Origin of the sequence: Kitasatospora sp. NPDC050543 (genome assembly GCF_044457565.1) — a bacterium.
Lineage (GTDB): Bacteria > Actinomycetota > Actinomycetes > Streptomycetales > Streptomycetaceae > Kitasatospora.
In genome coordinates, this window is the sequence record NZ_JBITGZ010000004.1 from 293,313 (window position 1) to 305,647 (window position 12,335).

Annotated in this window: 15 protein-coding genes; 8 read left to right on the forward strand and 7 right to left on the reverse strand. The window is 72.5% G+C overall.

Going from position 1 to position 12,335, the window contains the following annotated elements; all coding sequences use genetic code 11:
• Positions 1 to 2: 2 nt before the first annotated feature.
• Together ACIBH3_RS07250 and ACIBH3_RS07255 are read left to right on the forward strand one after the other, a co-directional pair.
• Positions 3 to 1,046 (forward strand): alcohol dehydrogenase catalytic domain-containing protein, encoded by a 1,044-nt coding sequence (locus ACIBH3_RS07250; RefSeq protein WP_396310908.1) that lies wholly within the window; start codon positions 3 to 5, stop codon positions 1,044 to 1,046.
• Positions 1,047 to 1,095: 49 nt separating this feature from the next.
• Positions 1,096 to 1,794: a helix-turn-helix domain-containing protein gene (locus ACIBH3_RS07255; protein ID WP_396310909.1), complete on the forward strand. Its 699-nt coding sequence runs from the start codon at positions 1,096 to 1,098 to the stop codon at positions 1,792 to 1,794.
• Between the two features lie 13 nt (positions 1,795 to 1,807).
• Here the strand turns inward: ACIBH3_RS07255 and ACIBH3_RS07260 are convergent, their stop codons facing one another.
• The 3 genes from ACIBH3_RS07260 to ACIBH3_RS07270 form a co-directional block, all read right to left on the reverse strand.
• Positions 1,808 to 2,326 (reverse strand): hypothetical protein, encoded by a 519-nt coding sequence (locus ACIBH3_RS07260; RefSeq protein WP_396310910.1) that lies wholly within the window; start codon positions 2,324 to 2,326, stop codon positions 1,808 to 1,810.
• A 268-nt stretch (positions 2,327 to 2,594) separates the two neighbouring features.
• Positions 2,595 to 2,948, reverse strand: coding sequence for a VOC family protein (locus ACIBH3_RS07265; protein WP_396310911.1), 354 nt, complete (start codon positions 2,946 to 2,948; stop codon positions 2,595 to 2,597).
• A gap of 94 nt (positions 2,949 to 3,042) precedes the next feature.
• Positions 3,043 to 5,577 (reverse strand): WD40 repeat domain-containing protein, encoded by a 2,535-nt coding sequence (locus tag ACIBH3_RS07270; protein ID WP_396310912.1) that lies wholly within the window; start codon positions 5,575 to 5,577, stop codon positions 3,043 to 3,045.
• A gap of 249 nt (positions 5,578 to 5,826) precedes the next feature.
• Between ACIBH3_RS07270 and ACIBH3_RS07275 the strand changes: the two genes are divergently transcribed.
• A complete protein-coding gene (locus ACIBH3_RS07275; RefSeq protein ID WP_396310913.1) occupies positions 5,827 to 6,327 on the forward strand; it encodes a cupin domain-containing protein in 501 nt (166 codons plus the stop codon).
• A gap of 111 nt (positions 6,328 to 6,438) precedes the next feature.
• Here the strand turns inward: ACIBH3_RS07275 and ACIBH3_RS07280 are convergent, their stop codons facing one another.
• The gene (locus ACIBH3_RS07280; protein ID WP_396310914.1) at positions 6,439 to 7,053 is read right to left on the reverse strand and encodes a TetR/AcrR family transcriptional regulator; all 615 of its coding nucleotides are present in this window, start codon (positions 7,051 to 7,053) and stop codon (positions 6,439 to 6,441) included.
• A gap of 46 nt (positions 7,054 to 7,099) precedes the next feature.
• On the opposite strand from ACIBH3_RS07280, the gene ACIBH3_RS07285 reads away from it, so the two are divergent.
• The 4 genes from ACIBH3_RS07285 to ACIBH3_RS07300 all read left to right on the forward strand — a co-directional run bounded on the left by ACIBH3_RS07285 (position 7,100) and on the right by ACIBH3_RS07300 (position 10,217).
• A complete protein-coding gene (locus tag ACIBH3_RS07285; RefSeq protein ID WP_396310915.1) occupies positions 7,100 to 7,639 on the forward strand; it encodes an HXXEE domain-containing protein in 540 nt (179 codons plus the stop codon).
• A 25-nt stretch (positions 7,640 to 7,664) separates the two neighbouring features.
• Positions 7,665 to 7,916, forward strand: coding sequence for a DUF1272 domain-containing protein (locus ACIBH3_RS07290; protein ID WP_396310978.1), 252 nt, complete (start codon positions 7,665 to 7,667; stop codon positions 7,914 to 7,916).
• A 145-nt stretch (positions 7,917 to 8,061) separates the two neighbouring features.
• Positions 8,062 to 9,621, forward strand: coding sequence for a hypothetical protein (locus ACIBH3_RS07295; protein ID WP_396310916.1), 1,560 nt, complete (start codon positions 8,062 to 8,064; stop codon positions 9,619 to 9,621).
• A gap of 380 nt (positions 9,622 to 10,001) precedes the next feature.
• Complete coding sequence (locus tag ACIBH3_RS07300) at positions 10,002 to 10,217, forward strand: hypothetical protein (RefSeq protein WP_396310917.1); 216 nt, start codon at positions 10,002 to 10,004, stop codon at positions 10,215 to 10,217.
• Between the two features lie 200 nt (positions 10,218 to 10,417).
• Here the strand turns inward: ACIBH3_RS07300 and ACIBH3_RS07305 are convergent, their stop codons facing one another.
• Entirely contained in the window at positions 10,418 to 10,846 is a 429-nt protein-coding gene (locus ACIBH3_RS07305) for a MarR family winged helix-turn-helix transcriptional regulator (RefSeq protein ID WP_396310918.1), read from the reverse strand.
• Between the two features lie 130 nt (positions 10,847 to 10,976).
• Here ACIBH3_RS07305 and ACIBH3_RS07310 point away from each other — a divergent pair, with 130 nt between their 5' ends.
• Positions 10,977 to 11,861 (forward strand): MBL fold metallo-hydrolase, encoded by an 885-nt coding sequence (locus ACIBH3_RS07310; RefSeq protein WP_396310919.1) that lies wholly within the window; start codon positions 10,977 to 10,979, stop codon positions 11,859 to 11,861.
• 152 nt (positions 11,862 to 12,013) lie between these two features.
• On the opposite strand, the gene ACIBH3_RS07315 is transcribed toward ACIBH3_RS07310, so the two are convergent.
• Both ACIBH3_RS07315 and ACIBH3_RS07320 read right to left on the reverse strand, forming a co-directional pair.
• On the reverse strand, positions 12,014 to 12,217 hold the full coding sequence (locus tag ACIBH3_RS07315) for a DUF6882 domain-containing protein (RefSeq protein ID WP_396310979.1): 204 nt from the start codon (positions 12,215 to 12,217) through the stop codon (positions 12,014 to 12,016).
• Positions 12,148 to 12,306 (reverse strand): hypothetical protein, encoded by a 159-nt coding sequence (locus tag ACIBH3_RS07320; RefSeq protein ID WP_396310980.1) that lies wholly within the window; start codon positions 12,304 to 12,306, stop codon positions 12,148 to 12,150. The genes ACIBH3_RS07315 and ACIBH3_RS07320 overlap by 70 nt, the downstream gene beginning before the upstream one ends.
• Positions 12,307 to 12,335: the final 29 nt, after the last annotated feature.

A 12,335-nucleotide genomic window follows, 5' to 3' on the forward strand; every position in this document is an offset into this window, starting at 1 on the left:
CCATGAAAGCCCTCACCTATCACGGCCCCGGACGCCGGACCTGGGGCGAGGTGGCGGAGCCCGACATCCGCGACCCCGAGGACGCGGTCGTCCGGGTGGACGCCGTCACCATCTGCGGCACCGACCTGCACATCCTCAAGGGGGACGTCCCCGAGGTGACCGACGGACGCATCCTCGGGCACGAGGCCGTCGGCACCGTCACCGCCGTCGGCCCCGGCGTGCGGACCCTCGCGGCGGGCGACCGCGTGCTCGTCTCCTGCATCTCCGCCTGCGGCCGCTGCGCGTACTGCCGCACCGGCACCTACGGCCAGTGCACCGGGGGCGGCGGCTGGATCCTCGGCCACCTCACCGACGGCACCCAGGCCGAGTACGTCCGCACCCCCTTCGCCGACAACTCCCTGCACCGGCTGCCCGACACCGTCACCGACGAGAGCGCCCTGCTGCTCGCCGACATCCTCCCCACCTCCTACGAGGTCGGCGTCCGCAACGGCCGGGTCGGCCCGGGCGACACCGTCGTGATCGTCGGTGCAGGCCCGATCGGGCTCGCCGCCATCACCACCGCCCGCCTCTTCAGTCCGGGCCGCATCATCGCCGTCGACCTCGCTGCCGCCCGCCTCGACGCAGCCGAGCGCGCCGGTGCGGACGAGGCCCTCGACGCCTCCGGCAGCACCGCCGACGCCATCCGGGCAATGAGCCCCGACGGTCTCGGCGCCGACGTCGCCATCGAGGCCGTCGGCATCCCCGAGACCTTCGAACTCTGCACCCGCGTGGTCCGCCCCGGCGGCCGCGTCGCGAACGTCGGTGTCCACGGCAAACCCGCCACCCTCCACCTCGAGGACCTCTGGATCAAGAACGTCACCATCACCACCGGCCTCGTCGACACCCACAGCACCCCGCTGCTCCTCGGCATGCTGGCCGCCGGACGGCTGGACGTCGCCGGACTCGTCACCCACCGGTTCGGCCTCGACGAGATGCCGGACGCGTACGACGTCTTCGCCGCCGCCGGCGATACCGGAGCCCTCAAGGTCGCACTCTTCCGAGCCTGATCGTCACTGTCGAGCCCGATTCGTCACGAGCGCAGAGAGGAAGCCCGCCATGGTGGCGAACCCTCACTCCGGCATCCCTGCCGAGCAGATCGACATGCGGGCGGTCCGCCGGCGGATCGCCGACCGGCGCGATCAGCTCGGCCTCAGCGAAGCAGCCCTGGCGAACCAGGCCGGCATGTCCCCGCTGTATCTGAGACATCTCACCGAGGCCGGGCCGCCGTTCGACGCCGGCGGCCTGATCAGGATCGCCGCCGTCCTCCGGATGACGTACCGCGAACTGCTCGACGGCCCGGCCGACGCGCCGCCCGGGCAGTCCGAGGCCCCGGCACACCCCGCTCTCGTCCACCTCACCGAGACCGAATGCTGGGAGAAGGTCGGCGCCCGTGGGGTGGGACGGATCGCGGTACCGGCCGAACCCAGCCCCGTCGTGGTCCCGGTCAACTACACGGTCGACGCCCGGACCTTCGTCTACCGCACCGCCCCGCACGGTGTCGCCGCCGTACCGCACGGCTCGCCGCTCTCCTTCCAGGTGGACCGGATCGACGACCGGACGCGCGAGGGCTGGAGCGTCCTCGTCACCGGTACCGCCGAACACCTCACCGACCCCGAAACCATCCGACGGCTGGAAGACCGGCCCGGGGCCGAGCCGTGGGCCGGCGGCAGCCGGCCCCTGTGGATACGCATCCGCCCTGAGGGCATCACCGGCCGCCGTATCGGCACGATCGCCCCGGACGGTCACGTCCACTGAGGACGGAGGTGCTTCAGGCAGGTGCATCCGGGGGTTCAGGTGCCGTGCGAGGGTGCTGGGCGAGCCGGTGAGCCTCGGCCGTGACCTCGGCGTCGACCTGCGTCGGTGCTCGGCCGCCGCCGTAGTCGAGGCTGTCGTACTCGTCGTCGAGCTCAGCGAGCCGTTCAGTCAGGGGAAGCTCGTATCCGAAGCGCTTCTGGATCCGGCAGGCGAGCTCCCGGGGAGTCAGCTCACCGGCCAGCATCCGGCGTGCGAGTGCTCGTACGACGGCTTCCTGGCCGGCCACGCTGTCGACCGGGTAGTAGTAGAAGGTGAGGTTCAGCTCGTCGAGTGCCGCAGGCAGAATCTCGGGCACGTCGTGGTCCGCCTCAGCGCGTGTGCGTGCGGCCAGTGCCCGCAGGGCCGGACTGTCGAGTCCGGCCACGAGTGCATCGCAGGCTGCTCCGACGACATCGCCTGCCCGGATCTCGCCGATGCTCCAGAGAACGGCGTGATCTTGAAGTCTGCGGGCTGCTGACTCGGTGGACTGCATCCGCCCATGATCTCGTCGCGGAGGTGGTCGGGGCGAGTGGTTTCACAGCTGGTGCTGCTCATCGGCCCGTTCCGGGAGGCGGCGGTCACTCGTTCGGTGCCCGGCCGTTGGCGGGCGGCTCGTTCCCCGCGACAGGCCGCAGAAGAAGGCGTCACGGGACCTGGCCGCTCGGGCCTGACCAGGATTCACACCTCGACACCTGACCAGGATTCACACCTCTACAACCCGGTGGGCCACCGGGCACCTCACCGCCTGCGTGAGGACGCGGTCAGGCCGGCTGCCACAGCTCGATCCGGTTGCCCTCGGGGTCGGTGACCCAGCCGAATCGACCGACACCCTCCATGTCCTGCGTCTCTTCGGCCACGTCCGCTCCCTTGGCGCGCAGTTGCGCGAGCATCGCATCCAGGTCGCGGACCCGGAAGTTGAGCATGGTCTGCTGGGCGCGGGCCCCGAAGTAGTCGGTCTCGGACTCGAACGTCGCGAACACGGTCGGCCCGGCTCCCTGACGCCACAGGCCGTTCTCATCGGCGTCCAGGCCCAGGCAATCGCGGTACCACGCGCCCAGGGACCCCGGGTCGGCGGCCCGCATGAAGTATCCACCGATTCCAAGCACACGTTCCATGCCGTCATCTTGCCAGGACGGCGATCGGGCCGCCCGCCACCGGCTCCCGCTTGTTGCGCCCGGCCTCCGGCCGCCGCCCCTCCGTCAAGGGGCGTCAGTCTCGGCGGGACACCATCGGCCGCAGCACGGCCACGTCAGGCCCGAAGGCGACCACGAAGCGTCCGTCCGGTGCGGCCGCAAGCGTACCGACGGGGAGCGGAAGCAGGTGGCTGCTGCGCGCCTCGGACTGCACGGCCAGGTCGAGGAACTCCACCGTCCGCCCATGGCCCACGGCCGCGACCGGCCGCCCGTCGTTGCCCACCGTGACAGCCAGTGCCGCGTTCGAGCCCGGCTCGGCGGTGTGGACGCCGATCTGCTTCATCCTGGTCAGGCTCCACTGCCGGACGGTCCCTTCCCGGCCCCTGCTGATCGCGACGGGTTCGCCGTCGATTGTGGTGGTGGCCAGCGAGGTCACCCAGTCGGTGTGGCCGGTCAGCGGTGCGCCGACCTGCCGACCGGTCGCGAGGTCCCAGACGCGTACCGTCTTGTCCCAGCTTCCTGTGACCACCACGGGCCGTCCCTCCACGACGACGGTGCCGACGGCCGTCACACGGCTTGAGGGACCGACGAGAGGCTCGCCGAAGGGCTGCCCGGTGGCGAGATCCCAGGCACCCACGGTGCGGTCGCTCCCCGCCGTGACGGCGACGGGCCGGCCGTCCACGGTCGCTGCGGCCATGGACAGCACCCTGCCGTGGCGGCTCAGGACAGGGCGGTGGATGCCTCGGCCGGTGGCCGGATCCAGGACCTGCACGGTGGCGTCAGGGCCGGCGGCCACCACGACGAGCCGTCCGTCCAGCACCGCCGTCGTCATGACGGACACCTCGGCTCCCAGCCCCTCGGCGACCTGCTGACCGGTGTCCAGGTCCCACGCGCGCACGGTGTGGTCGGCGCCCGCGGTGAGGGCAACCGAGCTGCCGTTGAAGACCGCCGCGGCGATCGCCAGGACGGAGCCGGTATGCCCGCCCCGGTGTCGGCCGGCCGGGGCGGGGGAGAGGTCCCAGCTGCGCACCGAGTGGTCCGCACCTGCGGTAACGGCCACGGGACGTCCGTCCATGAGCGTGGCGGCGACGTCCCATACCCGCCCGGTGTGGCCGGTCAGTGGTCGGCCCCCGGGCGATCCGTCCGCCGTGTCCCGTACGGTGATCGTGCCGTCCTCCTCGGCGGTGAGGGCGACGGTCCACCCCCGCGGGTCGAGGGTCCGGGCCCCGGCCTCGGCTTCCACCGTGCTCCCGGCGTCGAACCGGCCCGCGCGACCGGAGATCAGCTCCCACAGGGATGCCCGCCCGCCCACCTCGGGGGACAGGGAGAGCAGTTGCTCCCCCGGGCCGATGGTCCTGATGGTCCGTACGTCGTCAGGCTGCTGGGCTGTCAGATCCCAGACGCGCAGTGTCTGATCCACTCCGACGGCGAGCGCGACGCGACGGGTGCCCAGGACGGCGGTCTGCCATCCGCGGATGGAGGTGCCGGCGGCGCGGCCGGCGGCAAGATCCGCGACCAGCTCCGGTTCGTCCTGGTGGTCCAGCGTCATGGCGACGACACGATCGCCGACCACCGTCAGAGCTGACAGACCCGAGAGCGGCCGGGCATGCGGCGGCCGCGGGTCCGCCAGGGCGGCGGGCCCGACCGGGTGGCCGGTGCTGAGGTCCCAGAGGGAGGGCACCTTGCCTTCCCGCCCGGCGAGGGCGAGCGGCTGCTGCCCTTCGAGCAGGAACGAGGCCACGACCGGCAGGCACTCGCCGACCTGGAGGTTGGCGGCCAGATCCCACACCTGAACCGGTTGGTCCGGCTCGGCGGTGACGGCGACCTGGCGCCCCTCCAGTACACCGATGTCCGCAACCGATGCGAACGCGCCGAGTCGGCTCCCGGTGGCCAGGTCCCACACCTGCAACGCCCGGTCGGCCCCCACGGTCAGGACGGCACTGCGGCCGTGCAGGGCCGTGCACGCCACCACCCTGACGAGTTCTCCTGCCGAGCGTCCCGTCCGGGGATCCCACACGCGCACCGCCTCGTCCGCATGCAGGGTGAGGGCCAGGGCACGCCCGTCGACCTCCGCCGTGGCCAGGGAGACCAACTCGGGCGTCATCGACGACAGCGGGTCGGTACGGCCTGCCACCAGCTCGTGCAGCTGTCCTCCCGTCGCCAGGTCCCACACCCGCACCGCCGTGTCCCGGCTCCCCGAGATGACAACCGGTCGGCCGTCGACGACCGCCGTCGCCACCGCGATCACGGGGGCCTGGTGACCGATGAAGGAGCGCAGGAACCGAGGGTCGGTCGTGGCCCCGCTCGCCCAGTCCACACTCCACCGCGCGCCGGGCTGCCCGGACACGTCGGCGCTCTCGAACCACGCGGCCAGCTCCAGGTCTCCCGACCGGGCGGCGTCCATCGCCAGCACCTGCCGACGCTGCACCGGCGTAGCTGCCCGGTGCACGGACGCCGAAGCCCGGTACACCGAGGCGACGGACCGGGCTCGCGCATCGTTCGCCCGATCCAACAGTTCGAGAACCCGGTCCTGTTCGGTGGCGAGGAGGAGCCCGGGATCTGACAGCAGGGAGCGGATCTGGTGCTGCACATCATCGTGTGGTTCGGTCACGGTGCCGAGACTACGAGCCGGCACTGACAAGGCTGCTACTGCGCATCGGCGCGGGTGCGTGCCGGTGCGGGGTGCGAGGAGGTCTCCGGCGCAGCGGCCCCGTCGGCCTGTACGACACCGCGAAGGCGTCCTGCCGCGGACCCTTGCGGGCCATGACGGAGGGTCGGGCCCGCCCACCCGGGCCGTGGCAAGCTTGACCCGCCGACGAAACGAAGACGGCGTCGCTCGAACGTCCGGAGGAGAGCAACGATGTCCCCCACCGACTCGGTGCATCTGCTGGCAGAACTCTCCGCATGCATCGCTGGTGCCTCCCCCGAGCAGCGCGGTGCACTGTGGCGGCTGGCCGAGCCGGGGCGGCAGCTCGACGCCAACCTGGTCCGGCTGCCGGCCGACGCCGCCGTCGAGGAGCATTCCGAGCACGACCTGGACGTCCTGCTGCTGGTCGCCGGGGGCAGCGGCACCCTGCTCGGCGGCGCGGAGGAGGTGGCGCTCGCCGTCGGCACGCTGGCCTGGCTGCCCCGCGCCGCCCCGCGCGGCCTGCGCGCCGGGCCCCAGGGACTGGTCTACCTCACCGTTCACCGTCGTCGTCCCGGCCTGACCGTCCAGCGCAGCCGGACGGCCGAGCCCGTCGACGAGGGGGGTGAGGCCGCCTGCCTGCTCCACCGGACCTGCCCGGCCTGCGGCATGGTGCCCGACGGCGCGGCCCCCGCCTACTGCAGCCACTGCGGTGCGCAACTGCCGACCGACTGACGGGCCGGGGGATCGGGCACCGAACGCGGGATCAGGCCACGGTCGCTCCGCACGGGGACGGCGGTGAGCCTCCTCACGGACCTCTTCACGGACCTCCTCCACGGGCCCGTTTCACGGGCCCTGTTCCTGGCCGGTCAGGGCCCGCCAGGTGGTGTCCGCGAGTTCCTCGACGTCGGTGTCGGTGAGATCGCCGGAGACGAGCCACCGGTAGAAGATCGGGCCTGCGAGCAGGTCACGCGCGGTGGCCGGAGACGTGTGGGGTGGGAGGTCGCCGCGGTCGACGGCACGGGCGATGACGTCGGTGATGGTCTCCAGGCGGGGACGCAGGTACAGGTTCCGCAGCGGCACGGCGAGGTCCTGGTGCCCGAAGCTGTCGGCGTGGACGGCAAGGATGATCCGTGCCAGGCCGGTGCGGATGAGCCGGTCGACCAGGCCGCGCGCCAGGTCGTGCAGATCGGCGCGGAGGTCGCCGCTGTCCGGCGCGGGTGCGACGGGCACCGTCTGGGCCAGGGCGTCGACGACGAGGTGCGCCTTGTCGGGCCAGCGCCGGTACACGGTGGGCCGGGTCACGCCGGCGCGTGCCGCCACAGCCTCGATGGACAGAGCACCGTAACCGCTCTCGCCCAGCAGCTCGACGGTGGCCTGGAGGATCCGCGTGTCGGTCTCCGGCCGTCGCGGGCGACCTCGACGGCCGCTTTCGCCGTTCACGTCGTTCACGCCGTTCACGCCGTTCCTCTTCTCATTTACGATCCGACTCGTAAACTATATCCCCATGACGCCGAATCAGAGCGGGAACCTCCCCGCATCCGCCACCTGGGGCCTGCTGGCAGCCTGGGCGATCCACGACAGCGAAGAGTTCGTCACGATGGGCGGCTGGCTGGACCGCGCCCGGCCACGCCTGCGGAGCCGGTTCCCCCGCGTGCCCGAGTACGTGTGGGAGCAACTGCGGGTCAGCCCGGCGCAAGCGCGCATCGCCGTCGGAGCGATGGGCGCCGTGATCGCCGCCGCCGCGGTGCGAGGGGCACGTACGGGCGGGAGCAGCCGGTTCTACCAGGCGACCGTGGTCGGGTTCGGTCTCCACGCGGGCGGCCACATCGCCCAGGCCGTGGCCACACGCGGCTACACCCCAGGGGTGGTGACAGCGCCGTTGGTGGCCGCCCCGTACTCACTGTGGGTCTGGCGCCGCCTGCGCGCGGCCGGCGTGCCCCTTGACAGCCGCGCTGCGGTGACCGGCGCCGCCGTGCTGTTACCCGTTGCCGTAGTGACCTGTCAGGCGGGGGCCCGCGTGCTGGCACCGCACCGAACACACTGAGAAGGAGGACACCACTGTGCTGACGATGAAGCAGCGGTGCGAACGCTGCAACGAAGGCCTTCCCGTAACCGCCGAGGCATACGTGTGCAGCTACGAGTGCACGTACTGCCCCAGGTGCGCCAAGGCCCTCTCCGTCCGCTGCCCGAACTGCGGAGGTGAACTGGTCCGCCGCCCGCGCCGTACGACCGGACTCCCCGCCATCGCGGTGCGCACCCCGGGTCGGATCGTCCGGCTGCTCCGGCGACCCGCCAGGCGGCGATCCGGGCAGGCTCGCTGACGGTGCCGGCGGAGCTGGTCCGTGCCCCGTCCTGCATGCTTCCCCGCTTGCTTGCCGCGATCCGGGCGTCGAAGTCCCGGTGACCCGTCCGCGGATGGTTTCGTACACTGCGGCTGATCCATGCCGAGCGACGGGGGACGACGACGTGGACACACCCGAGGAGCTCACCCTGGACCAGCGGTTGTCCGTCCGGTTCCGGCTCAACTGCTTCGCCGCCCTGCTGCCCAGGGAGCTCCGCCCGGCCGCACTGGACGCCTGGGCCGGCCTCGATCCGGCGCTGTTCGTCCTCGGCCTCCACGACCCGCCGGCCCGGGTGAGCGAGAGCGTGCTCGCACTGGGCAGCAGCCGGGTCCGGGCGGCGCTGGCGACGGCGGTGCGCGACCCCGAGATCCCGGACGCGCTGGTCGATCTGGACGACACCGCCGTCGACGTCGCCCTCGGCGACAACGCCTGGCGGTCCTACGAGCTGGAGTGCCGGGTGCGGCTGCGGAACCCGGTCGCCCTCACGACAGGCCGCTGGTACCGCAGGGACCATCCCAGCCGGGCCCTGCTGTCGGCCGATCCGGACCTCGCGGGCGCGGCGCTCGTCGACCCGACCGAGGCGGGAGAGCCGACCGTCCGGGCCGCCGCCTGGAGCACCGTCCTGCGCCACGGCGGGATGTCCCAGGCCCGCGCCGTGGCGTCCGCCCTCCCGAGGGATCCGGACCCGGTCGGCAAGGAGGTCCTGGAGGCTCTGGCCGAGGCCATGCCGGAGCCCTTCCTGGACACCGCCCTGGAGCGCCGCATCGGTACGGGAGCCCTGCTGCGACGGCTCAGGGCCCTGCCCCCGCAGTCGCCGTGGGGCGCCTTCCGGGCGGTGCGGAAGGTCCTGGACGAGCCGTACCGGATCGACTGGGCGCTGCTGGCCGCGGCCCGGCTCGGCTCGGCGGACGGCTGCCGCGCGCACGGCTGCGCTCGTTCTGGCCGGGCGTGCGGACTGCCCGCCCGAGGTGGCCGTGGTGCTGCGGGCCGGGCGACCCGCGCGAGCCGGCCAACCCCTGCCCCCGCCCCGGCCCGCGCCGGTGCCTGCGCCGGACTCCACTCCCCGCGCTGCGCCCCGGCGGCAGGCTGCGCGCCGGTCGCCCGAGTGGCGACCGCCCGGCCCGACCGGTCCGCTGGGGGACACCGCGTGTTCCGCGCGCCACGCCCTGCGCACCGTGCCGGTGTCCTCGCACCGCACCCCGGGCACGGTGACACTCGATCACCTCGCAGCGATCACCGAACGCGGGCAGCTGGCTGCGGCCGATGGGCGCAGCTTGCGCACCCGGCGCACGTGGTGGTCTCGTGGGTGGGCGAGGAGGCGGGGTGCGCCGACGTGGCGCGAGCGTCATGGCGCGGGCGCGCCGCGCTGCACGTGGCGGTCTCCGCCCTGCTGGCGCGCTGGGCCGCGGGCGAGGTCCCGGCCGAGCGCTGGGCCGTGATGTACCCGCTGATCCGGCTGTTCCCGGGCTCGCTGCCGGAACTGCTGGACGCCGTGGACGCGGCTTCGCCGGAGTCGAGCCGTGTGCGGCGGGGGAAACATGAAGCGCATAGGCGCGACCGCGATGGTGAGCCTTTCGATCGCCTTGCTGTTGGCCGGGCGCGGCGGTCCTTCGGCGCCGGGTGCGACGGCGGCCACCTCCGCTTCCACGACGTACGGCTGCCTCACCGAGGAGCAGGGCCGTAAGGGTGCTGTGACCGTGCAGGACAGGGAGCACGCGAACAAGGCGTACTTCCAGGACGCGGACAGCGGTGGTGCCGAGGTGGCGCTGATCTTCTGGCACCAGGACGGGGGCTCCCTGTGCGACTGGGTGCCTTACCTCGGCAGCTTCACCAAGGCCGGCTACGCCGTTCTCGCCTTCACCAGCAGCGGGGACTTCTTCAATGATCTCGGTCCGGCCGACCATTTCCTGGCGGGCAGGGGCTTCTCCAAGATCGTCATGGTCGGCGCCGCAGGTACGGCTACGGCACTGCTGGACAGGATGGCTTCACCGGTCGAGGGCCCGGTGAAGTCGGTTGTCGCGTTGAGCCCCCTCCCGGCGCTCCGGCAGTTGGGATGCGGCCAGGATGGTCCCGCTCGGCAAGCTGCCCGCGTTCTTCGCCGCGGAGAGCGAGGACCTGTCGGCCGGAAAGGATGCCCAGGCGCTGTACGAGGCGTCGTCGAGCCGCGGTAAGCAGCTCAAGATCTACCCGGGCGACCGGAAGGGCGCGGATCTGCTCAAGGAAGGCGCACTGCCGGATGTTCTGGCCTTCCTCGCCACGTACACGCCTCCGAAGAGCTGACGCTCCAGGGTCGCTGCCCGCCCGCCACGGACCACCGCGGTGGCGCCAGCCGCGCCCGCAACCAGCAGAAGAACCGGGATCCACCAGTGCGCGAGCAGCCCCCGGAGCGGCGCGAGCGGCAGGCCGGCCACGATCACGGCTCCGGCCGGCAGGTCCAGGCCGCGGCGCCCCGCGCTCCCGGTTGCTGCGTCGATGCCGGCTCATGAAGAGGTGACGGCCTGCTCCAGCAGGCCGTGAAGGACGCGCTGCTCCTGCGGGGTGAGGCCGGACAGCGGGGAGTCCACGGCGAGGAGCTCCAGGAGGCGTTCGCGCAGTGCGGTGCCCTCGGGAGTGAGGAGGAGGTGCTTGGCGCGGCGGTCGGTGGGGTGCGGGTGGCGCTCGATCAGGCTCTGCTTCTCCAGCTTGTCGACGACGAAGGTGGTGTTGGAGGGCTCGCAGCTCATGCGTTCGGCGAGGTCCCGCATGGTCATCGGCCCGCTCATCTCCCGCAGCGCGGTCGCCTGGGATGCGGTGAGGCCCAGGGTGGCGGCGCGCTCCCGTACGTGCTCGGCGATCCGCTGGGCCAGTCCGTTCACCAGACCGCACAGCTGTCGCTCGGCGATGGCCTGCGGCTCGGGGAGCGTCGTCATGCCACCACTCTAGCAAGTCCGTGAAGACAGAATATTTACAGCTTGAATGATTTGAACTTGATGCTTATGGTTGGCGTCGTCGCCGCAGGAACGCGGTGGCGACCTGATGACGACTCACAGGAGAGAACTCATGGCTGACCTGACGGTGGACCAGGGCGTGCGACTGCGCCGGCCGGCGGGAATCCGCTCGATACGGCTGGGCGAAGCGAAGGTGTCGTACGTGCCGGACGGCGACGTGCGGCTCCGGCCGCTGCAACTGCTCCAGGACACCACCGACGAGGTGTGGGCCGCGCACCCGGAGTACCTGGACGCCACGGGCCACCTGGTGGGGAGCGTCGGCGGTCTGCTGGTGGAGCACGGCGACCGCGCGCTGCTGATCGACGCGGGCTTCGGCCCGCAGCAGCACGAGGCTCCGGACGGCCCCCTCGGCGCGATCCACGGAGGTGCGCTCACGCACAGCCTCGCCGAACTCGGTCGCCGCCCCGAGGACATCGAAGCGGTGGCCTTCACCCACCTCCACGCCGACCACCTCGGCTGGGCCTGCCATCCCGCCCCCGGCGGTGACGAGCCCGTGTTCGCCCACGCCGACTACCTGATCTCCGAGCCGGAGTGGGACCGGCGCGACCTCCTGGAGGACCAGGGCATGACCGAGCAGGTCGCGGCCCTCGCACCGCGCGTCCGTACGATCACGGACGGGCAGGAGATCTTCCCCGGCGTACGGGTGCGGATCACCCCCGGCCACACCGTCGGGCACGCCGAGTACGTCATCACCGGGGGCGGACGGCGTCTGATCGCCTTCGGCGACGCCGTGCACTCGCCGATCCAGATCGACCACCCGGACTGGTCCTCGGCCTTCGACCACGACCGCGCCCGGACCGCCGACCACCGCCGCCGCCTCGTCGCCGAGCTGGCGGAGCCCGGCACGATCGGCTTCGGCGTCCACTTCGCCGACGTGGTGTTCGGACACGTCCAGCAGGACGGAGCCGGCCCGGCCTGGCGGCCCCTGGACGCCTGAACCGCCGGGGCCGGGTGCCACCGGCGGACCGGACGGCGGCGTCCTGCCGATCGCCCGGCGGCTCCTCGAAGGGACCGCCGTACGCCCCCGGTCCCCGCTGCCGGTCGCCTCCGCCGGTGATGCGGTTGTTGGGCTGTCGACGATCCGCTGGGTCAGCGGCGGTGGACGAGGGGGCGGTGGGCGCCGAAGTGCCGTACCTGCTCGATGTCGCCCGGGACTGCGCGCGGCAGCGACTCGTTCGCCCGGGCCCACAGCCACGTCTGCCGGGACAGGCTCACGCTGCCGGTCATCGTGAGTCGGCCGGTCCCGTCGGGCTGCTGGCTGACCGCGGGCCGGTGCCGCAGCGTGTCGTCCAGCCGTCGGTCCCACCGTAGGTGATGTGGCCGAACGACCGCAGGGCCTCGTACCAGAACTGGGCCTCGTCGGGGAACAGCAGGGGCTTCATGGCCGCTCCTCGGAGTGATCGGAGTGTGA

What these genes read in the sequence shown, in the direction of transcription:
- ACIBH3_RS07260 (WP_396310910.1), bottom strand. Translation starts at nt 2,326, where the DNA reads ATGCAGTCCACCGAGTCAGCAGCCCGCAGACTTCAAGATCACGCCGTT.
- ACIBH3_RS07300 (WP_396310917.1), top strand. Translation starts at nt 10,002, where the DNA reads ATGGTCCCGCTCGGCAAGCTGCCCGCGTTCTTCGCCGCGGAGAGCGAG.
- ACIBH3_RS07305 (WP_396310918.1), bottom strand. Translation starts at nt 10,846, where the DNA reads ATGACGACGCTCCCCGAGCCGCAGGCCATCGCCGAGCGACAGCTGTGC.
- ACIBH3_RS07255 (WP_396310909.1), top strand. Translation starts at nt 1,096, where the DNA reads ATGGTGGCGAACCCTCACTCCGGCATCCCTGCCGAGCAGATCGACATG.
- ACIBH3_RS07265 (WP_396310911.1), bottom strand. Translation starts at nt 2,948, where the DNA reads ATGGAACGTGTGCTTGGAATCGGTGGATACTTCATGCGGGCCGCCGAC.
- ACIBH3_RS07320 (WP_396310980.1), bottom strand. Translation starts at nt 12,306, where the DNA reads ATGAAGCCCCTGCTGTTCCCCGACGAGGCCCAGTTCTGGTACGAGGCC.
- ACIBH3_RS07290 (WP_396310978.1), top strand. Translation starts at nt 7,665, where the DNA reads ATGAAGCAGCGGTGCGAACGCTGCAACGAAGGCCTTCCCGTAACCGCC.
- ACIBH3_RS07285 (WP_396310915.1), top strand. Translation starts at nt 7,100, where the DNA reads ATGACGCCGAATCAGAGCGGGAACCTCCCCGCATCCGCCACCTGGGGC.
- ACIBH3_RS07275 (WP_396310913.1), top strand. Translation starts at nt 5,827, where the DNA reads ATGTCCCCCACCGACTCGGTGCATCTGCTGGCAGAACTCTCCGCATGC.
- ACIBH3_RS07310 (WP_396310919.1), top strand. Translation starts at nt 10,977, where the DNA reads ATGGCTGACCTGACGGTGGACCAGGGCGTGCGACTGCGCCGGCCGGCG.
- ACIBH3_RS07250 (WP_396310908.1), top strand. Translation starts at nt 3, where the DNA reads ATGAAAGCCCTCACCTATCACGGCCCCGGACGCCGGACCTGGGGCGAG.